Source organism: Psychrobacter sp. CX16 (assembly GCF_057396245.1).
The window spans coordinates 93,442-119,401 of record NZ_JBXYJF010000005.1; the positions used below are offsets into that span (position 1 = coordinate 93,442).

The window sequence follows — 25,960 nt, forward strand, 5'->3', positions numbered from 1 at the left end:
CAAGATTTAAACAAAAAGGGCGGTCAAGTTTGGATCACACACATCAAAAGGGGGACGGATGAACGGAACTCCTTTTGACACCTCTTCCTCAATTCCCTTTAATGCACACTGTTTAGCGCCTTCTAAAGTCTGAGTCTTTTTGACATCGTGCCAGAATGGGCGACCACCGATAAGGAGGTCAGTATCAGTCAAATAATAAGACGAGGTCAGCCCAACTACTAAAGTTAAGGCAGTAAATCCAGTAAGCAATACTAGCAGCAATGCTTTACGGTTGATATTTAGAGACAGGTGCGAAGACTCGTGACCCTTTGTTTATTAACTGTATAACAACCAACAGTGCAGTGCATCTTGTTCATGCGTGTGAAAAATTGATTTTTATTATATTTATATCTATTAATGCACTGATTTTCTTATGTAAATTTGAATTTGACTGCTGTCTTTGAATGATTATAAAGAAAACTATTATTAGAATTACAGTTTCTTTAACTTGATATTAATATAAATATCAGATTTATAAAGTAATAACCTATCCTTTATTATTAACGATAAGTAACTGGGTAACCAAACTATCTACTAATATAACCCATAGGTAAATCACTCAATAAATTGCGAGCGGCTTAAACGTCAGTTTCCCTATTAGATTTTAACGACAAGCAGCTTGATTACTAATATTTTACGATGCGCAATATTAGCCCTTTTGATATGCCCAAATGACGCCTGATTGACCACCTGCAATTCTTTCACAAATTGCTAACCAATGGCTAACCCTCTTTTAGGAAACTTCGCTATAATAATCTAGCTATTATCTGATATGGTGCACACCAAAATGGTGCGTTATATTTTTAACGCACTATTTTGATGCAATAAAAGCCCTAAAAACGTCTTCCCCCTTCGTTTTTAGTTGGCACAATTCTTGAAACAATGACATCAATAGTAGATAAGTAGTTTGTTGTATTAGCAGACTGTTTGTTTCCAATAATTATCAAAATCATTAACAAGGAATTTCCTATGAAATTGATTACCGCTGTATTAAAACCTTTTAAACTGGATGATGTGCGTGAAGCCTTATCTGAAATTGGTGTGAAAGGTGTGACCGTTACTGAAGTAAAAGGTTTCGGACGTCAAAAAGGCCATACCGAACTGTACCGCGGTGCAGAGTATGTTGTGGACTTCTTACCAAAAGTAAAGGTAGAAGTTGCTGTAACCGATGAGATGGTAGAGCCTGCCATTGAAGCGATTACTCGTATTGCAAGCACGGGCAAAATTGGCGATGGTAAAATCTTCATCTCCCCACTGGAGCAAGTTATTCGCATCCGTACTGGCGAGACAGGTCCTGATGCAATTTAAGCATCAACAATTTTAAAAAAAGACACATTTGCCGCGCTTAAGCCAAATACCAAAAACTTAACCGCTCAAATAACGTCTTGCTAATATCGATTGCATTCCAAGGGGGAATCATTATGGAAAACCAGATTTTTGAACTACAGTACGCACTAGACACCTTTTACTTCCTAATTTGCGGCGCACTGGTTATGTGGATGGCGGCAGGCTTTGCTATGTTAGAGGCCGGTCTTGTTCGCGCTAAAAACACCACTGAAATTTTAACCAAAAACGTCGGTCTCTTCGCCATTGCTTGTACCATGTACATGATTTGTGGCTATCAGTTTATGTATGGCGGCGGATACTTCTTAAGCGGTATTACTGGCAGTGAAACCTTGGTTGCCGATGCACTAGCCGCTTCTGCTGAAAATGGCTTTGATGGTGATTCAGTATATTCTTCTGCCTCTGACTTCTTTTTCCAAGTGGTATTCGTTGCAACCTGTATGTCTATCGTATCGGGCGCGGTTGCTGAGCGTATGAAACTTTGGGTATTCTTCGCCTTTGCAGTTGTGATGACGGGCTTTATCTATCCAATGGAGGGCAGTTGGACGTGGAATGGTCAATCTGTCTTTGGTCTATTCTCATTAGGTGAAATCACAGACGACGCAGGCAATGTGATTCGTGCAGGCTTTACCGACTTTGCAGGCTCTGGTATTGTACATATGGCCGGTGCTGCAGCCGCATTAGCTGGCGTATTATTACTCGGCCCACGTAAAGGAAAATATGGCAAAAATGGCCAAATCCGCGCGATTCCTGGTGCAAACTTACCGCTAGCCGCTTTAGGTACTTTTATCCTATGGTTAGGCTGGTTCGGCTTCAATGGTGGTTCGGTTCTAAAGCTTGGTGATATTAATAGTGCACATACTGTTGCCCTGGTGTTCTTAAATACAAACGCAGCTGCCGCTGGTGGTGCTATCGGTGCCTTGTTATTGGCCCGCATGATCTTCGGTAAAGCCGATTTAACCATGCTATTAAACGGTGCATTGGCTGGTCTGGTTGCCATTACCGCAGGTCCTGATACCCCAACACCGCTACTTGCTACCGTGTTTGGCTTTGTCGCCGGTATGATTGTGGTTGGTTCTATCTTAATCTTAGACAAAATGAAGATTGATGATCCAGTTGGTGCCATCTCAGTACATGGTGTGGTGGGTCTGTTTGGTTTATTGATTGTTCCTATTACTAATGACAGCACCACTTTTGGTATGCAGCTTATGGGCGCAGCGACTATCTTTGTTTGGGTATTTGTGTGTAGCTTAATCGTCTGGGGCGTTCTAAAAGCAGTCGTTGGCTTACGTATCTCAGAAGAAGAAGAGTATGAAGGCGCAGACCTCTCAGAGTGTGGTCAAGAAGCGTATCCTGAGTTCGTTAACTAGATGTTAAGTTAATCACGTACGATAGCTTATAAGATCATAACTATAAAAAAAGGAGCCGATTGGCTCCTTTTTGCGGTTGGTGACGCGCTATTCTAATTGACGTTGACTATAGATATTAAGCTTGTATCCATTGGACAATACGTTCCTCTAACTCATCTTCATCGACATACTTCTCACTGATACAGCGTCCAGCGACGCCGACGCCATCCTCTTTCATACCTTGCTTGGTTTTCTCGATATCTTGAGTAATCAATAAATGCCACTCGGGCAATCCTTGTCCTAAATACAGACGTTTATAAGCGCAATTACTTGGCAGCCACATCATATCTGGCAATTTTTCTGCGGTTAGCGACACACACTCAGGTACATACTGTTTGCGATTTTCATAATTTGAGCAATAGCCGGTCGAACAATCAAGTAGCTTACAAGATACATCAGTATATTCCACCTCGTACGGCTTATTGGGATTATCCAAAAACTTCTCCAAACAACAGCCACCGCAGCCATCACAAAGCGCTTCCCATTCAGCGGTTGTCAATGCCTCTAGTTGATACTGTTGCCAGAAGTTAGGACGTATCAGTGTGTCAGTTGCCATAAATTTTCTCAATCGACCGGTGCGATTTTAATCAGTGTATGCATTTAGTTAAGTACTTATTATGACAACAAATGACGAGTTATCAATATATAGCGATAAAGTCGTCTACAAATCTAACGGCTATTAAACCTCATTCTCCAAACAATAAAACATCTTCACATTTCTTTAATCGAAACTGGTGATAGACTTTGTTATGTTAGTGGAGTCATTAAAATTTCAATTTCATTTATTGATTACTAATCACTATTGTTCCTTTTTATTTGGTTCAATTTTATTTCAAACAATCCCAATAATAAACATAAGGAAATAAAAAGATGGATATTAAAAGCTATGAGCTAAAAACAACTGTTGACTATGGTATGGAGCTAATCAGCTATGTGTCACTGCCAGAAAACACCACTGATAAAAGCTCAGTGCCAGGTATCTTGGTTGCACCAGAATGGTGGGGCGTGGTAGATCATCCACGTGAAGTGACCGAACATTTAGCACGTGCAGGCTTTGCAGCGATTGCGATGGATATCTATGGTGAAGGCAAATTAACCACAGATGCAGCGCAGGCCAATGAGTGGATGACTCAAATGCTTGATGACCAAGACAAATTAATGGGTCGTTGCCGTGCCATCTTAAACGATTTTGCTGATCAGCTGCCTGTTGATGGCGATAACTTGGCGGTTATCGGCTATTGCTTCGGCGGTAAAATCGCTTTAGATATGGCTCGTGAAGGTATGCCAGTAAAAGCAGTAGCGACCTTCCATGGTAACTTGACACCTAAGCGGCCTGCTGAAAAAGGTAAGTTTAAAGCAGACGTATTAGTCGCTCACGGCCGTGAAGACAGCATGGTATCTATGGATGCCGTTGAAGCGCTAAAAGCAGAGCTTGATAACGCAGACGTTAACTACACCGTTGATGTGTACGACAATGCAAAGCATGGCTTTACCAATCCAAAAGCAGATCAACGTGCCGCTGAAAATGGCGTAGACTTAGGCTACAACGAAACTGCTGCCAATGAAAGCTGGAACAAAATGATTGAGTTCATGCGTCAAAAACTACACAACCATTACGAGTAGTTTTAAAACCAACGCTAATAAATGATAGTAGGTTACTTACTTAACTAGCTGTCAGTTAACCCTTGCGTTTAGCTTAAAATAACATCATCATCGTCTCTTATACCAACAATGGTTTATTCGAGGCGATGGTGATGTTTGACGTTTGGGTGCTTAATATTTTATTCATTGGGGCTTTTATTATTTTATGGGTATTCACAAAAGATAATATCCGCCGGCTAAAACAAGATATTTTAGACTTACGCAGTGAACTGAGTACCACGCAAAAGACCCTTGAGCAGCTAGATAAGCAGATTCATAGTATTAAAGCTCAGTCGACTAGAACGCCGCCCACTCTTACTAATGATACTTTATCAGAGCAGCCCGAGACTAGCCCGCTACCTAACAGTACAATAGACTCTGCTTTCGATGATACGCTTGATGACACAAACATCGAGCCCTCTATTGCTACCCCTGTTACCTCCTCTATTTTAAATACTGAGAATAAAGCATTAGATGAGAATAGCACCTCAGATCTAGAATCTGAACAACGTCCTATATTAACCAAAATCCAAAAAACCGCACCTTCTAAAACGACCGTATCCACCCTTAAAAAACGCACGGTCCAACCCAATCGTGCTGAACCCGACGAACAATCGACGCCTATCGTCACCTCTTTACTGCATACGTTAAAAAACTGGTTCTTTGGGGGTAATTTAGTAGTGCGTGTCGGCGCCATTGTGCTACTAATGGGTGTGGTACTGCTCCTTCGTTTGCTAAGCGAACACTTTGAAATGCCGATTGAAATTAAACTGCTTGCGGTCGGCGTAGTCGGGTTATTAGTCGCAGGCTTGGGATTAGAGCTAGTCAAAAAACGCTTTACCTATGGCATTACTTTGCAAGGTGCTGGGCTGTCTGCCGCCTATTTAACCGCCTTCTTTGCCTATCAGGTGTATCACGTTATCCCTAGCCTACCGAGCTTTGTACTATTAGGTGTGTTGTCTGCGGTGACTGTCGCTTTAGCCTTACGCCAAAACGCATTCCCGTTGGCATTACTTGCCTTCTCAGGCGCCTTTTTAGCACCAATATTGACCAGTGACGACAGCGGTACTGTGACCGTGTTGTTTGGCTATTTCTTACTATTAAACGTGGCTATTGCTATTATTGCGCACTACCGAACCTGGAAGGTGCTCAATCTACTTGGGGCGACGGTTACCTTTGGACTGGCCTATTATTGGGGCTTTGAGGGTTTACTCGACGCACAAATAGAGGCGCAGCGTACAGAGTTGACCGTGATTACCGTTCTGCATTGGCTACTGTATTTATTTATCGCCATTCGTTATGCGCAGCAAGTTATTAAGTACAACGCCTCCTTAGTAAGTCCTGCTTTAAGCAGCCAAACTGAAACAAATGCTGATGACAATAATCAGCGACCGATACTGCCCATTGATACAGGTTTGATGTTTGCTACGCCACTATTGGTATTTGGCCTGTTAAATACTCTATTGGGCGATATTGATAATGCCTTAACCATCAGCAGCGCCCTTATGGCCGCGGTCTATCTAATAGCCGGCTTTATTTTTATGAAACACAATCGCCGCGGTCAGCAGACCTTGATTATTGAAGGTATGCTAGCCCTTGGTTTTGGCTTTACCGCTTTGACCATTGCCTTAGCCTTTGATGCCAATTGGATAGCGTGCGGCTGGAGCTTACAAGGTCTAGCACTGGTCTGGTTTGGACGTCGCCTGTTACGTGGTTGGACGGTATTATTTGGTTTGGGACTGCAAATACTGGCTATCGTGCAGTTAGTATCGCTATTTAATACTTACGATTTATCGCCCAGTTATTTAGCGCTTAGTGTTTCAGTGGCCGCTTGGATGGTCTCAATGTTTGTACTGCGAGAGCCCAACAACCCATTAAACCTAAAAACCGACCCTAACCGAGCGTTATGCTTAACCGATCACCCTTCTTTAAACCAAACATTCACCAAAAGCTGGGCGTTTGGTGTGGTATGGCGATCGCCCATCTTTATCACGACTCTTACCTTCTTTGGTGCCGCTTGGGCATTATTCGCCAGTTTATATATCGTGCTCGATGTCCTTGATGACTCAATACAAAATATCGCCAACGTCATCGCATTTGTCATCCTGCTGCATCTTATCGCCTATTGGATTATAAATCGCTGGCAACAATGGCGCGAGGTCAGCTTAATCAGCCAAGTCTGGTTACCTGTGTTTTATTTAATCTTGTTATTGGTACTGCCAATATGGGATAGCTTTAGCAATGATGCTCTGGTGAAACCACAGGGGGTTGTTTACGTATTTAGCTTAATAGCTGGTTTTGTGCTTGCGCAGCTTTGGATAAAACACTGGTCAACAGACAAGCCGGTGGTCTCGTTCCACAGCACCCTGTGGCTAACGGTCGTTATTTTGCTAATCACTGAATTTGCCTACTATCTAATTCCTAATGCTAATAGTGTTATTGCTATATTAATACCAAGTTTGTGCTTGATTGGCATGACTTATGCGGTGACTAAAAACAAGCTGACCATGCCAACATGGTTTGATTGGAAAACCGCATTAACTGGCAGCAGTTATCTATTTTTACCGCTACTACTCGTTTGGGTAGTGGCAACAAACTGGTCGCATAATGGCATGGTTTGGGGTTTGCCTTATATCCCACTGCTTAACCTATTTGACATCACCATCTTGGCCGTACTAGGCTATGGATTAAGCTTATATCGGTTGGATATGCCCAGTTCAGATATTCAATCAAAATCAGCCGGTCATTCAAAATTAGCCGCCAATCTTTCGCATGATGCCAATCAAAAACTCATGCTCAAGGCACTGGGACTGATTGGCTTTTGGGCACTCTCTAGCCTATTGGTGCGTACCTTACATGCTTATGCCGGCACGCCACTTTGGGACCAGGGCGCGTGGTATAGCGAGCAAGTTCAGACCGGACTAACTATCCTTTGGACGTTGACCGCACTAATCGCCACCTTTATGTCAAGCCGCAATGGTAAACGCTTTTGGTGGTTTATGGGTATCAGTTTATTGGCCTTGGTAGTGATTAAACTAGTAGTGGTCGACTTATCACAAACCGATGCCATTTGGCGTGTGGTGTCCTTTATCGGTGCCGGTAGTTTGATTCTATTAATTGGATATCTTGCACCGCTACCCCCTGAGCAAGAAACAGTGAATGATGACGAACTCGATACCTCTGATGCGTTTTCATCTTGATAAGCCCAATGCGCCCCTATATGAATAAAAATGCTCAACTCAACTTTGAGCAAAGCACTACCAAATAATCCCTTATATAACAATGACCGCCGCTATTTGCATATGGTGGCGGTCTTTCTATAGTAAAATAGATTTAATATTAATGAATAGACAGCAATGGAAAGACCAATGAGCCAATATAACACCCAAAGCCAAGCCATTATTCAGTGGTTCCCAGGGCATATGAACAAAGCCCGCAACGAAATCAAAGAAATCATGCCGGATATGGATGTGGTCATCGAAGTGATTGATGCGCGCATCCCTTACAGTAGTGAAAATCCGATGGTTGCGGCGCTGCGTGGCCAAAAACCGGTCATTAAAATCTTGAACAAGTCTGACCTTGCTGATCCCAATCAAACTCAAGCATGGATTGAATATCTAGAGGCGCAAGACCAAGTAAAAGCAGTCGCCTTTGATGACAATAAAAGCTCCCAAGTCAAACAACTGGTGAAGCTGATAAAAGATTTAATGCCCAATAAAGTCGGCACTGGTCGCCAAATCAAAGTGCTGATTATGGGCATTCCTAACGTCGGTAAATCAACCTTAATTAACGCTTTAGCAGGACGCAGCATTGCCAAGACCGGTGACGAGCCAGCGGTCACCAAATCTCAGCAGCTGATTAAAATTGATAACGACATTATGCTGTATGACACCCCAGGTATGCTGTGGCCAAAGATTGAAAATCCGAACTCTGGTTTCCGTTTGGCAGCAACCGGCGGTATTAAAGACACTGCTTTTGACTTCGCCGATGTCGCCAGTTATACCGCAGAATACCTAATTAAAGCATACCCAAATCTATTAAAAGAGCGTTATAAAATCGAGGACTTACCGCAAAGTGATTGGGAGTTCTTTGAAGTGGCCGGCCGCAGTCGCGGATTCTTAAAGAAAGGCGGTGTGGTCGATACTTACCGTATGTCTGAGATTCTGGTTAATGAGCTTCGCAGTGGGCAACTGGGCCGTATTACCCTTGAGACCCCTGCCATGCGAGAAGACGAGTTAAAACTGGTTGAAGCACTGCGAGAAGAGGCGGAACAGAAACGATTGGCCAAAATTGAAGAGAAGAAGCTGCGTAGAAGACGCGCGAAGAAGAATCGGAAGTAGGATCATTTATGTCATCTCAAGCTAAAACAATCCAAATTTTTTTACCCCAAGGTAATCCACGTGGTATTCGTAGTGCCGAGATGACTACCCGTACCGTTCGTGTAATTGAGGTGCCTAGAGTACATATCAAAGAATTTTTATCTATGCCTGAAGCATTGCAAGTAGGTTTATACTTTTTAGTTGGTAGCCATGAACTTAATGGCAAACCACAGCTATATATAGGTCAAACTGGTGAGCTAAAGCGACGCATAGAACAACATAACAAAAACAAAGACTCTTGGGATTGGGAACGTGTTTTTGTCATGGTATCGACGAATAATACCATTACCCAAACCCATACACTGTACCTAGAATATAAAGCGATTGAAACAGCAATCAAAGCAGAAAGGTATCAGCTATTAAACGGAAATAATGGCATGTTACCACACACGCCTGCTCCATTAAAAGCAGACTGTGAAGAGTTGTTTTATACCCTTAATATTCTGCTTTCTACAATGGGACAACCTATTTTTGAAAGCCTTCAAGTTACAAATCCTATTTCAAGTAATTCAGTAGACCATAATCAGATAGAAAAGAAAATTTTTAATTGTTCCAATTCATTTGCCGATGCTAAAGGGTATTACGATGATGATGGATTTGTAATCTTAAAAGATTCGCTTATCAGAAGGGATTCCGTTCAAAGCTTAAGTGAATGGGCAGTTGAACTTAAAAATGATTTGATAGAACAAAAAAAACTTATTCTCCATGAAAGTAAGTATTATAAGCTGACTGAAAACCACTTATTCAAGACACCTAGCGGTGCAGCTCAATTTGTTCTGGGAAGACCTTCAAACGGTTGGGTAGAATGGATAAATAACAAGGGCGAAACATTAGACGTTGTTTACAGACAATCAAATAATTTAGAAACGAATTAAACTAAAACAAAGTTCTTAAAACAGACCTTCCCAATATATAATAGATTCACCTCAATCTATTGATACAAAAAATCTATGACCCAGCCAACCGCTAATCCAAAAACCCAAACTGAAACTCATTTCGAAACTCACACCTTTAACCACACTCCCACCGAACTCAATACTTTTGCCCCGCGTATTCTAGACTGGTTTGATAAAAACGGTCGTCATGATTTGCCGTGGCAACAACACCGAACTGATACGCCAAATCCTTATATCGTTTGGCTCTCTGAAGTCATGCTCCAACAAACCCAAGTCAAGACCGTCATACCTTACTTTGAGCGGTTTATGACCTCATTTCCAACCGTGCATGATTTGGCCAATGCAGACTGGGATGAGGTTGCCGAACATTGGGCAGGTCTGGGTTATTACGCGCGTGCCCGCAATTTGCACAAAGGTGCTAAGCAATTGGTCGAGGTTATCAACGAGACAGGCGACTTTCCGCAAACCATCGCAGGTTGGGAAGCAATATCCGGAGTCGGCCCTTCGACCGCAGGCGCCATTGTTGCTATGGGCTTGCACTGCTATGGGGTGATTTGTGATGGTAACGTCAAACGCGTATTAACCCGTTGGGCAGGTATTGATGGAGATATCACTAAGTCTGCGACCAATAAAGAGCTGTGGGCACTGGCAGAGCGTCTAACGCCTATTGATGACAGCGGACACTACGCCCAAGCTATGATGGATATGGGTGCCACCTTATGTACCCGCCGTCATCCAAATTGCGAGGCCTGTCCGATTAGCCAAGACTGTATCGCACATGCGCAAGGTCGTGAGATGGAGTATCCCTTTAAGGCCAAAAAGAAACCCAAGCCAAGCAAGTTTAGCAACGCATTATTGATTCAAAATGAGCAAGATGAGCTGCTGTGGTTACAACGTCCGGATAGCGGTATCTGGGGCGGTCTGTGGGTATTACCATTACAGTTTGAGAAAAAGACACTGGGAAAAACGGTTGTTTCCACATCGGACGAAGACAGTGCTTTTGAAAGTGAAAACACGCTTGCAGAACAAGTGGTTGATAAATGGCTTGTTAATAATAGCCATTTAACATTAACGCCTGTGAGTGCTGAACTGCTTGATGACGCACCGATTAAGCATACCCTTACCCATTTTCATTGGTATCTACAACCAAAAGCCCTGACACTTACTAAAGCCGAAAGCACAGCGTTGACAGCACAATTAAAGGATGCGGATATCCAGTCAACTTGGCTCACTGCCGATAACGCCAAATCAACACTAGGCTTACCAAAGGCGATGTTGAAGGTGCTGGAGGCTTTGTAACTTTTTAATAGCATAGGCAAAATATCAATCAAAATAAGGATGATATATGGATAAGCCAAAAAAAATCAAAGATAATCCATCTATTGCTGAAATATCGAAACAAATTGAGATAGTAGGCACTCCATTTAAACTATTTCCAGTCATAAAAAGGATATTCCCTAAGACAGAAAAAGTATTTAATGACTTTTCTAAAATAAAGAAACAAGCTGAAATATTTGAAGTTCCAGATAAGTTTAATGATTACTTCTCTAAATTAGGATGGATAGCTTATGAATCAATGAGCTTAGAAGTTATGCAAAAAGCGATTAAATTAGCTGATTCAGAAGGTTTAGATAGTGCTGAAAAATTTCTTGCTAATTATTATGATGACGAAACTATTAAACGCGGTCTACGTTCATTTGATACACATTTTCAGTTTAAAAGAAGGGTTCGACTACTTGAACTTGCAAAAGAAGATTACTTAGCAGAGCGATACCATGCTTGTATTCCATTGATGCTGAGCTTACTTGATGGAATCGTAAACGATATCTCTCAACATGTAGGTTTTTTTGCAAATTCAGTAGATATGACCGCTAATGATTCTATTGCTGCTCATGAAACTGGATTACAGGTGCTAACCTCCTTATTTGCTAAAGGTAGAAATAAGACTAGTGAAGAAGAAATAACGATACCCTATAGAAACGGTATTTTACATGGGAGAGAGCTAGCTTTTGATAATAAATTAGTAGCTGCAAAAGTATGGGCTGCATTATTTGCTATTAAAGACTGGTCTAATGCCTTAAACAAAGAACCACAGACTATAAAAGAGAATGTTAGTTGGTCAGAGTTGTTAAAAAGAACAGTTCAAAATAGCAAGGAAAGAAAACTCTTAGATAATTGGCGACCTCGTTCAATGAAAGATTGCTCCTACCTTCCTCATATAGGTTGAGCTAAAGATTTACCTCAGAACACTCCGGAGAGGTTTGTTGCAGAATTTATCGAAAGCTGGATGAGTAAGAATTATGGAAACATGTCAGAATTGTTGGTCAATTTCGTTCATAAGACTAAAGGAAAAAAGGCGGGTTTGGCTAGAAAAAACTTTGGCATGCATACCCCAGAATCCTATAAAATCCTATCATTTCAGGATAAAGCTGCTGCTGTATCTTTAATAGACGTTGAGCTGACTTTTAATATCAATACTCAAACGATTATTAAAAACATTAATGTGCTTGTTAATTATGTTGATTCCAATAATAGGCCTTTAGTACGAACTCAAGCAGGCGGTTTTTGGAAAGTTGTGCAACACTCTTTTTCGGACATAATATACACGCCATCTCTAATATAAAAGTCAACTTGGAAGGTGTTAAGCTTTCGCCGAGGGACGAGGCACGGATATAGTGTTTAAAGATAGACTACCTATGCCTCGCATATTTCTCCCTCTTGATGGAACTGCGTTAATAAGGCCAAGCTCTTTAAATTCTTTAGTTTTTAGAGCTTATTTAAGTCACTTCAAACCACCCGCCACCTGCAATTGCATAACGCCCTCATCTGAGATATTAAGACGATACGCAGCGGTATTGTACATTGGCATGGTATTCTAAAGTTGATGAAACTTTGATTGTGACAAATGATGTATATCATTTTTATGGTCAGTCTCTTCGATATAACAGATCCTTTAGCCAGTATATGTCTACTCAATTACTTTATCACACTGCATGAACATCGACTTTACGCTCATTTATTGATACAGTATTTTGACTTAATCTTATGTAATCAATGCGACCTGTTTTACCAACGCCTTGTATATCACTTTCTTTCTCACCAAACAACCTATAATACGAGACCTTCTTTCATGAAAAAGCAACACGCTAATTTTCAGTTAAAACACGGCCTAGCGCTTATTTCAGCCCTATTTTTGGCAAGCTGTGCCAGCCAAGCACCAGTGCAACAAGTGCCGGTTCAAAAGCCAGTACCTATACAAAAACCAGCCCCGGTTATTGTTATCAAACCAGAGACTCCTAAAACCACACCTGCGCCGCGCCCAACACCGAAGCCCAAAACCACGTACCGTAGTTTTTCTGATTGGAAGTCTGACTTCACCATGCGCGCTATTTCAGAAGGTCATAATCCTGCTGATGTGAGCCGTTTAATTGACAGTGCGCAGCTTAACTCTCAGGTTATCTCGCTTGACTCAAGTCAGCCAGAATTCTCTAAAATGCCTTGGGAATATGCCGACTCTGCGGTATCAAGTGGCCGTGTTAGCCGTGGTGTTAGCAAGTTTAACGAGCAGCGCTCACTACTTTCTCGCCTTGAATCACAATATGGCGTGAATGCTGAGATTATCGCTGCTATTTGGGGCATGGAATCGTCATTTGGCGCTGTCACCGGTAACAGCTATATTCCAAGCTCGCTTGCTAGCTTGGCTTATGATGGCCGTCGCCGTGAATTCGCTGAAGAACAGTTAATGGCATTAATGACCTTAGTTGAGCGCGGCGATGTATATCCATCACAGCTTGACGGCTCTTGGGCTGGCGGTATGGGTCAGACTCAGTTTATCCCAGCTACTTGGTTGTCGCATGGTGTTGACGGCAATGGCGACGGTCGCCGTAGCCCTTGGACCACTGCAGATGCGCTTGCCTCTACCGCAAACTATCTAAGCAATTCAGGTTGGGTACGTGGTCTATCGCCATTTTATGAGGTGACGCTGCCTGGCTCGTTTGATTACACCGTTATGGGTCAAAAAATGCCTGCCTCAACGTGGCGCTCAATGGGCGTAAACATGATTGATGGCTCGTATGTGGATCCAAATACGCCGCTTGAGCTTTGGTTACCAGCCGGTAAAGATGGTCCTGCCCTACTATTAAGCCCTAACTTTGATGTGATTAAAGTGTATAACAACTCATCAAACTATGCGCTTGGCGTGAGCTTATTGGGTCGTGCGCTTAACGGTCAATCAGGTATCCAGAAGTCATGGCCTCGTTATGAGCAGCCACTATCGACTATGCAAGTTACTAATTTACAGCAGCGTCTAACCAATGCTGGTTATGATACCAAAGGTGTGGACGGCATCATGGGTAGCAATACCCGCAAAGCTTTTGCCCGCTGGCAGGCTGATAATGGTCAAACACCAGATGGTTTCGTTAGCAAGCGCAGTGCCTCTGCACTAATTTGGTGAAATATAAGCTTCGCTTATGTGTTTGAGTGGGCTAAAAATGTTGATGAGCCCACTGTGCTAAGCTTTAGGCCAAGCGACAATGCTTAATACCTAGGTTAAGAAACCTAAGCTGTGTGTCTAAAAACAGGCTATAAAGCATAATAAAAATCCGCCGTTTATTAAACGGCGGATTTTTCGATTTTGGAATAAAGAAGTCTCAATATGTTGTCAGATGATATAAACCGCTTAATCGCAGTTTATTATGTAATGATTTAGCCACCACGTAAGCGCATCAAGCCTTCTTGCTGGACTGTGGCAACGAGATTGCCATTTTGCCAAAATTGACCATGGTTTAAGCCTTTAGAATGTGAGGTGGTGTCGCTCCACATATCATAAAGCAACCAATTATTGATATCAAAAGGACGATGGAAATGCATCGAATGGTCAATACTGGCAGCCTGTAAGCCTTTGGTCATAAAGCTAATACCATGTGGCATCAACCCCGTACCGACCAGATAGTAATCGGATGAAAATGCCAATAACGCTTGTTGAACCGCAAGTGGCTGCTCGCCAAGTTCTCGAATACGCAGCCAGTTGGCCTGCTTTGGTACCATTGGCTCTGGATACACCGGATCACGTGGCTTAACTGGCTTAATCTCGACATGACGAGGACGCATAAAGCGCTCACGCAATGGTTCTGGCACGCTACCGACATGATGCTCTTTTAGCGATTGCTCAGATTCCAAATCCTCTGGCGGCGGATAAGCGGGCATCTCTTCTTGATAGTCCAAACCGCCCTCCATCGGCGAGAAGGAGGCAATCATCGAAAACACCACTTGCTCAATCTTATTACCGTCTTGGTCTTCTTTAAATTGAACCGCAGTGACCTCACGTGCCGATAAGCTGCGTCCATCACGCAAGCGTCTTACTTGATATGTCACCGATTGATTGATACTACCGCCACGCAAAAAATAACCATGCAATGAATGGCAAGGTTTGTCCTCTTCTAGCGTATGCGCTGCCGCCATAATTGCCTGCGCCAGCACCTGACCACCAAAAATACGTTTACCAACATAATCATAACTGCGCCCCTCAAAAACATCGGGCGACACCTCTGTTAGTTTTATCGTATCTAATAATTGATCAACAAGCTGTTTATAATCAGGCATTTAAATCTCCCATAAGCACAAACAGAGGCCTAACCCCTGTTCAGTATTACAAAGTCTTAGTATTATACATAGGTAAGATTATTATCGTAACAGGATTTGCACGTCAGTAGGAGATTCATATAATCACCGCTGTCATGATAGGTGCATCAATAAAGGTTATTTTAGCGTAGACATTTGCACTGTAATCAAATGGATCGTGTTACATCGCAGACATTTATGCTGTAATTAAATGGTTTGTGTTACATAGTGTAGGAAGCAATTTTGTGGCATCGGATAGCCAAGATTCCCTTATCTTTTATAGGTTGCCATTAAACACCGCTCACCTAAGTAACGTATAATAACTCTTAACATTTAAATATTCCAGAGAACACCTGTATTACTTTCTCTAGATTTATGGCAATATAGCCTTATCTCTTTTAATAGGTTCAACCCAGACTTATGCAACCATCTCGTTTATTGCACTCGCTTAAAGAGCGATTAAAAAAACAACGCCAAACTCAAAAAAAGCATCGTGCTAATAGCACGCAGTCCTCGCGAGCTGCGCTCAGCTTCCAAGAACAAGCAGCACAAGCCAGTGCGGCTATTTCACGTTCTGGACGCTCTGTTAACCAGTTATATCGCAAAATCTCTGGTAAAACGCTCGATGTGGCAGTAAAACCAAAAATCATTGGTGAGTTGCCAGAAATTAGCAGTGATGATGGCGCGCTGACCTTTTATGTGCTGCGTGAATACTCTCGCTCTAACAGTATTTTGGTCGATTTACAGACCAAGGAGCACGGCTTCCCGCCAGCACTGGTTGGTGTTGAAGATGAGACGCACGGTATTGATGAAAATGCAGCAATTATCTTTTTGCATCATCCCAATGCCGCCGATCGTAAAGTATCGCCACGTTTGGCTCGCTTGGTCACCGCTTGCCGTCAGAACCCTGTACCGAAGATTAATTTGGTACCGGTGTCTATTCTGTGGGGACGTGCGCCAGATAATGAGGACTCGTTATTTAAGCTATTAATGGCAGATAACTGGGAAGAGCCGTCTATTCCTAAGCAGCTGTTTAATATTGGGGTGATGGGACGCGATACCTTTGTGCAGTTCCATCAGCCACTGTCTTTGCACGATATTATCGACTCTTTATCAGATACCTCTACCGCTAATGATGCGCTGACCAATTTATTCTCTGATTCACATGAAGCCGGTACGGTATTGGCAGAAAATGAAAAAGAATTACTGATTCAGGCCAAGCGCAATATCGAAGGTCAAAGCTCATCAAGCTCGACTGCACTATTAACCGCTGCAGAAGCCAACTTCAGCCTATCACTATTGGTTCAGCATAAGTTGAATGCTTATTTAGACAGTCATCGTCAGAGTATGATAGGTCCTGACTTATCAGATAAGCGTAATTTGGTTGAAAAGCTAATTCAAACGCCAGCTATTACTCATGCATGTCAAGAGGAGGCGGCGAAATCAGATATTTCTCCTACTAGAGCCCGTCAATTGGCGCGCAGCTATGCCAATGAGATTGTGAACGACTACAACTACTCTGTGGTGAAGTTCTTCTATAAGTTCTTAAACTGGTTATGGACGCAGCTTTATGATGGCGTGGAGGTGCACCATTTCGAGCGTGTGCGTAATCTTGCAACGACGCATGAACTGATTTATGTACCGTGTCACCGTAGCCACGTCGACTATCTATTATTAGCCTATATTATTTTTGAAAAAGGCTTGGGATTACCGTATGTTGCCGCTGGTAACAACTTAGATGTGCCTGTATTGGGCCCTCTACTGCGTAGCGCGATTGCTTTTTATATCCGTCGCAGCTTCAAAGACAACGACTTATATAAAGCAGTATTACGTGAATATCTACATACGCTTATTCAGCGCAATACACCGGTTGAATACTTTATCGAAGGTGGTCGCTCACGTTCAGGTCGCCTATTGCCGCCGAAGCTCGGTATGCTTGCAATGACGGTGCACAGCCATTTACGTGGCTCGAACAAGCCGCTTGCGTTTATTCCGACGTATATCGGTTATGAGCGTATTATGGAAGGCGGTACGTATATTGGCGAGCTGAAGGGTAAACCAAAAGAGTCTGAATCTCTATTGGGTCTATTAAAAGTCAGCCGTAAAATTGAGCGTATTTTTGGCCATGTTCACCTAAGCTTTGGTACGCCACTGCATATGGACGACTTTATGCAGAAGTTCGATGTACAACCGAATAGCTTACCGGCCGATCGGACCGATACCCCGCTTGATGATAATGTTTCTGCGATGGTCGATAACATTGCGATTAAAATCATGCAGAATATCAACAAGGCTGCGGTGGTTAACCCGATATCGTTACTGTCTCTGGTCCTTCTATCGACCCCCAAAGCTGCCTTAGATGAAGACAGCTGTCGTGAACAAATTGCCTTATGTCAACACATTGCCACTGGTTCGCCTTATGCCAAAGAGACCATCATTACCGATATGGATCCGCAGGCCATTATTAATTACGGTATCAAGCTAAAACTGATTGAGCGTACGCCGCATATCTTAGGCGATATGATTAAAGTTATGCCGAAACAGTTGGCGATTTTAAGCTACTTCCGTAATAACATCCTGCATGTGTTTATCATGTCATCGTTCTTGGCAGCTTTGGTATATCGCAATGGCCGTATCGAGCGCAAACATTTAGACAGCATTGTCACTCAGCTTTATCCGTTCTTGCAAAGTGAGCTGTTCTTGTACTGCTCTGCCCGTAATCTGCCGAACTTGATTGAGGAGAAGCTAAATAACCTTATCAAACAAGGCGTTATTATTGAGCTTAGCGAAGGCATACTGGGTACTCCTGAGAAAAATAGCGAGAAATATCAACAGCTTGACATGCTCGCCTCTCCGGTATCACAAAGTCTTGAACGCTACTTTATGTCGTTAGCACTATTGGCACAGCAAGGTTCAGGTAAATTAACTGCCGAGCAAGTGGTCGACTTATGTCACCTACTCGGTCAGCGTCTGTCAGTGCTTTATTCTGACGATATTCCAGACTTTTTTGATCGTGCGCTGTTTACTAGCTTTTTGAATGCGCTGATTCGTCTGGATTATGTGCAAAAAGACCCTGAAACAGGAGTATTAACCTTTGATGAGCGGATTAATAATATTGCTCAGCATTCGCATTACATCCTTAACCCAGATATGATGCAAATCTTAGAACATGTGGCAAGCTTAGAAGAAGATGAGATTAATCACGCCATTAGCGAGATTAATAATAAAAAACTTAGCAAATTTAGCCGTAAACCTAAGTAAGTCGCAGTCATATTTGCCCGTTTAAAATAAAGAAAGGGGCAGCTACTGACTGTCCCTTTCTTTATACTGATATTAATATGAGAAAAGCTCACCTGCTATAGTCAGAAGTCTAAGTGGTGACAAGGCAACCGAGTACAAGTACTACAAGTGTAGGCTTAGCGAGGTTAATGCCGTATCCCTTTAGGTGTTCACTGAATATATCTAGAAGAACCACTGCCAAGCCGCGGAGACTTCTGTATCTTGTGAGCCGTCATCTTCTTGATTGGCATAATCGGTATGCGCTTTACTGGCACTGATATCAAGCTGCCAACGTCTATCATAGCTGAGATCTTGAGCGTCATAGGCCGTTAACTTAAGACCCACCGTACCGCTTGCCGCGTCACTGGTATCATCATCTAAGGTATGGTCGCTATATTTGACGACACCGTAGTCGATGCCCACATAAGGTGACCAGCGTATTTTTTGATTACCAAAGGTTTTCCAGTCTGCCTGACTTGGCTCATAACTGAGTGTGTTACGTAGGCTTACCCCACTTTCGGCGGCATTATAAGCGTTATCAATACCGCGCACCCCAGAGTAAGTTGAGCCAAGCGACTGCTGACTGACACCGAATAGCTGATCATCGCTGTACTGTGCTTGCAACTCATGCGTCATCTGCCAATAGCCTTTGCTCTCCCCTGAATTGATAATAGGATGCTGATGCGTCAGATAACCGGATAATAGCCAGCGTAAATACTCATCCTCTAGCCCTTGCTTAGTCGCCGGATTATCATGATTACCGAAGCCCTGTTCAGCACTTAAATCAACCACCCACGCACCGGTGCTTCGCTGATTAGGATTAGTCTCTGAGCGTTTATCGAACAGTTTGGTATGACTAATCCCCAAGCGGCCGCTACTTAAGGTTGGACTTTGAATATCTAATTGGCTACCAAGCAGCTCACTGGTGACATCTTGGTGCGCCAACTGACCATACAGCGTGGTAATGCTGTCTTGGTCACGCTTTAACATATAGTCGCCACGTATATTGGCCTGCCAACTATCGCCCTCTTGCTCTAATACGGAGTTCGGCAATCGCGTAGTGCGTTTGTATTCATCTGCCGCCAACAGTCCTGACCACTGCCAACGACCATTTGGAATGAGCGTATAAATACTGGCACTGCGGCGTTGATTGTCCTCATCATAGCCATAATTATCACGCAGACTCTGCTCCACCGATATCGACGTATAGTCGGCTTGGCCTAGCACATTACGCAGCGTGCCATGTAGCTGAATCAGATTGTGTCCGTAGCTGTCATCGGGGTCATAGCGCCACTGCATGTCTGCACTAAAGGGGTTTACCTCACCTCGCTGACTGACTTTAATACGTAGGTCATTACCGACCGGATAAATATCTAGCAATAACTGACCATCAATAACTCGCTCACCTTGACTGACTGCCTGATCCAGCGCTGCCATATTTGCTGGTTTACCGATAATGTCGCCAAATAAGCGCTGTGTTGGTAGTTTGGTCTGGTTGTCTATTTCAGTAATTTTAGCGACCGTTACTTGCCAAATAGAACGACCATTTTCAGCAGGACTCGGGACAATATTAATCTTAAAATAACCGGCATCCAGATAGGCCTCGGTAATCGCCCGCACTAAGTTATTGGCATCCGTAACAGAAATACATTGCGTGTCAGAACTAACAGGATTACTAGTGCTGTTGTTAGATTGCTCTGACCCAACAGATATCTGACGCGCTTGCTCACGTAATTTGGCTTGGGCGCTATTACCTAATTGTGGCATCTCAACCAGTTCAATCTGCTGCATTGGCAAACAAGCAGATCTATTTGGCTCACCTTGATTTGGTGAACTCGTGGTTTGATTGACCGCTATTTGCTCGCTATCCTGCGTATCATCATTACCCTGCTGAGACTGGCGTAGCGCTTCAATACGTTGCTGCTGTAGAGACTCTTGCCACACTTGCTGCTGCTCAATGGTCTGCTTTGAAGTAGAAGCGAGTGTACTACTGCTCGATGCGCTGGTAACCGGTGTGGCAGCGGTTGCAAGACTTGGCAATACAGCGCCGCCCATTAAGCCAATTAGTGCATGAACCGCAAAACGATGCTCATATTTGCCCACAGTAACCCTCTTTTTTGATTCATTAGGAGACGATCTAAAAAGTGATAACATAATTATTCAACATCTACTATTAAGGAATAAAAAGCCCACACCTGCGACAGGCATGGGCTCGAATAACGACTAAAGTAATAATAAACACAGCAATAACTAAAGCATTAAGCGTTTAAGAGATACTTTATAGCTTAACATTTGCCTTAGTGTTCGCGCCGTCTTTGTCATCCCAGTCATAATTGACATCCGCATGTACAGGTATACCAAGATCAATTGGTTTTCCAGTAAACGCATCTTTAATCAAACTAGGAATAGTTTCAACAAATTTTGGCACACTAAATGATTTTCCATCTACTGACGCTCCAACTTTGTGTACGAAGTCATCATTGTTACTGCTATTGACTACTGCACCACCAAGATTAGAGCTGTTCGCACTTACTTTAGCAGCATTGACGTCTATAGCACCACTACCAACCGTAGTATTTAAAGAGTCAGAATTAACCGTCGCTTGATGGGTGGTCTTTTCATGATCAACATCAAATCCTGCTTCACCGGCGACGCTAACGCCTAAGATAGTGCCATTATCAAAGTCATTTTTGAGGGCATCTATAACATTGCCAGCAGTAACCTCATCAACGAACTTGATAGGAGAGCCATCAAAACTCAAACCTGTTTTCACATTGACTTTAGCGACTTTATCTTGAGCAGAGTTAATCGCAAGACCATTACCAGCCACTGTGTTTAAGGTACCTGCATCAATATTGCTTTGCAAAGCGATATTATTGCCACTATTAATATCAACACGGTTGGCTTTCACCGACCCTAATTGATAATAGTTACTATTGTCGGTTTCTACATTAAGATGAGCGCCTACTGTATTGCTCTCGAAGCTCTCAGAGCTTGCAGTACCACCAAGGTTACCATCTATACCAAAGTTACCCACGTAGTCTTTAGACTCAGCAGCAACTAGGTTGACATCACCTTTAGCATTCGCATTGGTTAAGCTGATATTATCAGCAGTAATATTAGCGCCTTGTACTGACAGCGCATCACCCGCCTCATTTGCCGCAATAGTTAGGTTCTTAGTGTTAACAGTCGCACCCTGTGCTTTGTTGCTGGTTTCATTAACCACACCAAGTTTCGCGCCTAAGCCAAGCGTATCACTGGCAAGATCAGGTGCAAATCCACCATTGGCATTCATCAATACCCCAACCGCACGATGTGTATCTTGTGCAGCTGCAATATTGGCTTTATTGCCTTTGATAGTGACGTTATCAGACGTTAAGTTTGCACCATCGATTTGAGCAAGCTGATCCGCTGTCACGCTCACATCTTTAACATTGACTGTTGCTGCTTTGGCTTGTTGATCTTCAACTCCTAGGTAGTTAAAGCCTGCTTGAGCAGAGACAGAAGGTAGTACACCTACCCCAGTAGTCACTGCCGCAGGAATAACCGTAACACCAACTGATCCACCTAGCTCAGCGCCACCGGCCGTATTCCATTGTTTATCACTGTCTTGACCGATACGAGCTTCTTCACCTGCAGTAACACTGTACTTATCCGCCGTCACATCTTGTGCGGCAACGGCGCGAGTACCGCCATTTACCGTGACATTATCTGCTTTTAAGCTACCTTTAATGGCTTTAGCATCTCCTGTTTGTAGATACTGATACGTGCCTTTACCACCTGCGTCCACTGTTACATCTGTGAAATCACTGGTTGACGCAGTGACATTAATGTCGCCACGACCACGGTGAGAGGTGGTTACAGTTGAGTCATAAGCGGCTGTACCGGTATAGTCATCAGCATTGATATTAATGGTATTTGCAGAGATTTGAGTACCTGCATCTACCGCTGTATTTTGAGCGGCAATATTGACATCATTAGTCGCTGTGATACCCGTGGTATGTGCCGTTTTAACCTCGGTAGTAACGCCATCACCGTCACCGGATAACTTAATACCACCACCTAAAGGCTTACTAGTGCCCGCAAATAGGTCTAATGCAGCATCACCGCCAGCGACTACTTTACGATCAACAACCCGATCATATGAAGCATCATTGTTAATATCTTGACCCGCTAAGTCTACTGTTGCAGCAGTTATCTGCGTACCTTGGTTGCTCAAGCCTTCTTCTGCGTTTAAGGTAGCTTTGTTACCTGCTTTAATTGTTGAGTTAGCCGCTTGATATTCATTGTGCTCATCGATGATCTGATTGTGCCCAATGCTAACACCGACTTGTACACCCGTTGCACCGCCTCTTACATAGGCTTCAGGTCCAGTGCTCTTATAAACTTTACTGTCTACTGCCGTTAAGGCTTCGGTTGCACCCGTGGACACTTGCTTGCCGTCAATAACCGCACTATTAGTCGTAATGATATCTGTACCATTTAGGCTGACCTCTTGTGCTTTGAGTGTCGCATTATTGGCAGATATGGTGTTATTACGCGCATTTCCTGACCCTTTGGTAGTGAGCGTCGTCACCCCTTTAATAGAGCCTGAAGCCTCAACTTCAAGATTTTTTAATTGGTCAACACCATCAGTCACCAACTTGGTCACACTACCGTTTAATACACCGTCAACGCCGCCCTTAATCACATTGTCAAAGTCATCTTTTAGATCAAGGTTAGAGCTTGCTTTGCCATCAGTACTGATATCATACGTTTCAGTCTTGGTAATGTCAGTAGCATTGGCAGCATTGGTGGTTAACGCTGATGTCGCAGCCGTATCAAAATCTCCCGTTGCCGCTACATCACTACCGGTTAAGGTAATATTGTCACCGGCTAAAGATACCTCTCTTGCAGACACATTACTGGCGACAGTGCTCTGAGCCAAACGATCGACCGCTGTTTTCTTATCGGTGATGTTAAACGCAGTACCATGACGGTCTTCTGCATAATCTTGCTCAGTGGCAAAGCCATTACTAATATTAACGTCACCTGTTGCAGTCACACTCAATGCGTTATCCGCTTTGATACCACTAGCGCTGACTGTAACATCGCTATCACTGCTCAATGTCGCATTATTTGCCTTAATTTGACTGCCTGTTAATGCAGTTTGGGTTTTGTTATTGATATGGGTTTCACCACCACCAATACCACCCCAGTATTTAAAGTCTTCTTCATCCGTTTGGCGATTGCTTGTGTCGCTACTTGCTACGGTCAATGCGCCATCACTGGTTAAGTTAGCCGTATCCGCAATTAGCTGAACACCTTCTAAGCGCTGTTCACCACCACTATTTAAGCTCACATTCGCGCCACTTATAGTGCTTTGATTTCCGCTTTGGGTCGCTTGAGTAATTGTGCGCGCACCTGATTTAAGATCTGCCGTCTCATTTTTATAACGGTTAATATCACTGTGCGATTTTTCTGTTGTTGCGCTTGTGGCAACTAAATCATTACCAGAGCTCAAAGAAACACTGTCGCCCTTGATATCAGCACCAGCGATTTTTAAATCTTCTGATGAGTTCAAGGTGATATCATCATTAGCATTTAGCTGAGACTGGTGATACTGCTGATCTTTATCTAAAGCTTCATTTTCATTAAACCATAGACCTTTGCTATTGCGTGCCGTTACGCTATCGGTATTGGTTGTGGTCACACCACTTACGCTAATATTATCACCAGCGGCATTGATGCTATTACCTTGTAACTGGCTACCTTCAATGTCTATATTGCTACCACCAAGCGCTATGGTGTCACCCGTAACATTCGAGCCTTTAAAGGCTTGAGTTTCTTTATAACCAGAATGAGTCAACGTGACATTATCGTCAAGCTGCTCTTTACTCTCTGGTAATTCAGTACGTGCGGTTTGTACCTCACCGCCGATAGATAATTGCTTCGCCCCAACAAGTGACACTGATTTGCCCGAAATGTCGCTGTCAGATACTTTTAAGGTATTCGCTGCCGCATCAAAATCTTGGTCGGCACTGAACTGACCTTGTAATGTCTGAGTGGCGTTGGTATCAGTATTATGTAAACGGATACGGCCAGACTGCATACTACCTAAGATTTGTCCATCCAAAGTGACATGAGGCTGAAGTCTTTTAGGAGCACTGACCTCTAACGTATCATAATCAATATTATTACGACCAGAGATCACATTAATCGCATCAAATGCCTTAATATTGCCATTAATATCGACTTTCGGTGCCAATAAATCTAAACGTTTTGCCCCTTCCACATCACCGCTTAACGCTAATGTTTTACTATTGCGATCCCCAACACTAAAGCCCGCTAGACGTTCCTCTTCAATAGTCGGCTTACCTACTACTAATGAGGCTCGATTGGTATTAATAAAACCTGTGTCTTTACCAGTAATACCGTTAGGGTTCGCTAAAATGTAATCGGCTGCCATCCCAAAGACTTCTTGTTGCCCTAAAAGAAGTGATGGGTTTTTTGACACAACTTCATTCAAGATTACTGACGCCGATCCTGTTAAGTTGCTATTGGCATCAAGCTGACCGGCAAGCTGTGATTTGCCCGCTTTCATAGAGTTGTTTAAAACGGCGCCCGCTTCACTGACATTAAAATCTTTATATTGGTTATGTGATAACCCTTTAGCATTTGGATTAGCGATATTCACTACATCCACATTACCGACTTGGCTAACGCTGGTCTCGCCAACCGGCTTAATGTTGTCCGCTAAAGCAGCAACACTCATAAAAGGTAGAACGAGCGCCATACTAACGGCACTTGCAACCCGGCCCTGAGGAGATAATTTAAAAGCTTGTATGTGTTTCATAACCGTGCCCTTTTTAGTAGTAATTGCCAAACTCATGTTTACTTTCGACTTTATTTGCTTCATAAAGCGAATTTGGCAGTAATGAAGCCCTATTTTAAAAATAATTAATAAAATCAGCCCCGTATCCATATAATCAAATAAATATGACAGTCTTATTACAGATAACACTTTAGTTACAATCAGTATCGCTTGTTACTTATATTTAACGATGCCTCAGATATTACCTAGACTTCACCATTTAAATTATCAAAAAAAACAATCGCTTAGCGGCTATTTTTGTATCTGAATGTGACAACCAGCTTGTATTAAAAATAAATATTAATTAATTAATTTAAATTATTTTATATATAAAATCGCAATCAATATTCACACCACTATTTTTAATAACACTTAAATTTCTCATTCTTTTACTTAAATCCCTTATACTACAAGCCTCTCTGTAAATGATAATTATTAACAAGTTAATTATTCTATAAGCTTTGTTAAATAAATGACGACTACTCGCTAACCTGTTCATTT

The 25,960-nt window shown here is 42.8% G+C and carries 16 protein-coding genes; 11 read left to right on the forward strand and 5 right to left on the reverse strand.

All coding sequences use genetic code 11. The features are described from left to right. Positions 1-6: 6 nt before the first annotated feature. Positions 7-192: a hypothetical protein gene (locus AC2SLM_RS03310; protein ID WP_486541900.1), complete on the reverse strand. Its 186-nt coding sequence runs from the start codon at positions 190-192 to the stop codon at positions 7-9. 816 nt (positions 193-1,008) lie between these two features. Here AC2SLM_RS03310 and AC2SLM_RS03315 point away from each other — a divergent pair. Next, entirely contained in the window at positions 1,009-1,347 is a 339-nt protein-coding gene (locus AC2SLM_RS03315; RefSeq protein ID WP_007394533.1) for a P-II family nitrogen regulator, read from the forward strand. A 113-nt stretch (positions 1,348-1,460) separates the two neighbouring features. After that, positions 1,461-2,753: an ammonium transporter gene (locus AC2SLM_RS03320; RefSeq protein WP_486541898.1), complete on the forward strand. Its 1,293-nt coding sequence runs from the start codon at positions 1,461-1,463 to the stop codon at positions 2,751-2,753. 115 nt (positions 2,754-2,868) lie between these two features. On the opposite strand, the gene AC2SLM_RS03325 is transcribed toward AC2SLM_RS03320, so the two are convergent. Beyond that, positions 2,869-3,348, reverse strand: coding sequence for a YcgN family cysteine cluster protein (locus tag AC2SLM_RS03325; RefSeq protein WP_486541896.1), 480 nt, complete (start codon positions 3,346-3,348; stop codon positions 2,869-2,871). A gap of 314 nt (positions 3,349-3,662) precedes the next feature. Between AC2SLM_RS03325 and AC2SLM_RS03330 the strand changes: the two genes are divergently transcribed. The 8 genes from AC2SLM_RS03330 to AC2SLM_RS03365 all read left to right on the forward strand — a co-directional run bounded on the left by AC2SLM_RS03330 (position 3,663) and on the right by AC2SLM_RS03365 (position 14,161). Continuing rightward, positions 3,663-4,415 carry a dienelactone hydrolase family protein gene (locus AC2SLM_RS03330; protein WP_486551985.1) on the forward strand — a complete coding sequence of 251 codons (753 nt, stop codon included), beginning with the start codon at positions 3,663-3,665 and terminating at the stop codon, positions 4,413-4,415. 131 nt (positions 4,416-4,546) lie between these two features. Further along, positions 4,547-7,633: a DUF2339 domain-containing protein gene (locus AC2SLM_RS03335; RefSeq protein ID WP_486551987.1), complete on the forward strand. Its 3,087-nt coding sequence runs from the start codon at positions 4,547-4,549 to the stop codon at positions 7,631-7,633. Between the two features lie 168 nt (positions 7,634-7,801). Next, positions 7,802-8,773, forward strand: a complete 972-nt coding sequence (gene ylqF, locus AC2SLM_RS03340) for a ribosome biogenesis GTPase YlqF (protein ID WP_486551989.1) — start codon at positions 7,802-7,804, stop codon at positions 8,771-8,773. An 8-nt stretch (positions 8,774-8,781) separates the two neighbouring features. Further along, entirely contained in the window at positions 8,782-9,687 is a 906-nt protein-coding gene (locus AC2SLM_RS03345) for a GIY-YIG nuclease family protein (RefSeq protein WP_486551991.1), read from the forward strand. Positions 9,688-9,762: 75 nt separating this feature from the next. Beyond that, entirely contained in the window at positions 9,763-11,007 is a 1,245-nt protein-coding gene (gene mutY / locus AC2SLM_RS03350) for an A/G-specific adenine glycosylase (protein ID WP_486551993.1), read from the forward strand. Between the two features lie 46 nt (positions 11,008-11,053). Beyond that, positions 11,054-11,935, forward strand: coding sequence for a hypothetical protein (locus AC2SLM_RS03355; RefSeq protein WP_486551995.1), 882 nt, complete (start codon positions 11,054-11,056; stop codon positions 11,933-11,935). Between the two features lie 60 nt (positions 11,936-11,995). Continuing rightward, entirely contained in the window at positions 11,996-12,331 is a 336-nt protein-coding gene (locus AC2SLM_RS03360; protein ID WP_486551996.1) for a hypothetical protein, read from the forward strand. A gap of 507 nt (positions 12,332-12,838) precedes the next feature. Next, positions 12,839-14,161, forward strand: a complete 1,323-nt coding sequence (locus AC2SLM_RS03365; RefSeq protein ID WP_486551997.1) for a lytic murein transglycosylase — start codon at positions 12,839-12,841, stop codon at positions 14,159-14,161. A gap of 251 nt (positions 14,162-14,412) precedes the next feature. Here AC2SLM_RS03365 and AC2SLM_RS03370 read toward each other — a convergent pair whose 3' ends face one another. Then, on the reverse strand, positions 14,413-15,309 hold the full coding sequence (locus tag AC2SLM_RS03370) for an acyl-CoA thioesterase (RefSeq protein WP_486541882.1): 897 nt from the start codon (positions 15,307-15,309) through the stop codon (positions 14,413-14,415). Positions 15,310-15,747: 438 nt separating this feature from the next. Between AC2SLM_RS03370 and plsB the strand changes: the two genes are divergently transcribed. Next, positions 15,748-18,588: a glycerol-3-phosphate 1-O-acyltransferase PlsB gene (plsB, locus tag AC2SLM_RS03375; protein ID WP_486551999.1), complete on the forward strand. Its 2,841-nt coding sequence runs from the start codon at positions 15,748-15,750 to the stop codon at positions 18,586-18,588. A gap of 201 nt (positions 18,589-18,789) precedes the next feature. Here the strand turns inward: plsB and AC2SLM_RS03380 are convergent, their stop codons facing one another. Next, on the reverse strand, positions 18,790-20,709 hold the full coding sequence (locus tag AC2SLM_RS03380) for a ShlB/FhaC/HecB family hemolysin secretion/activation protein (RefSeq protein ID WP_486552000.1): 1,920 nt from the start codon (positions 20,707-20,709) through the stop codon (positions 18,790-18,792). Between the two features lie 175 nt (positions 20,710-20,884). Next, the gene (locus tag AC2SLM_RS03385) at positions 20,885-25,441 is read right to left on the reverse strand and encodes a two-partner secretion domain-containing protein (RefSeq protein ID WP_486552002.1); all 4,557 of its coding nucleotides are present in this window, start codon (positions 25,439-25,441) and stop codon (positions 20,885-20,887) included. Positions 25,442-25,960: the final 519 nt, after the last annotated feature.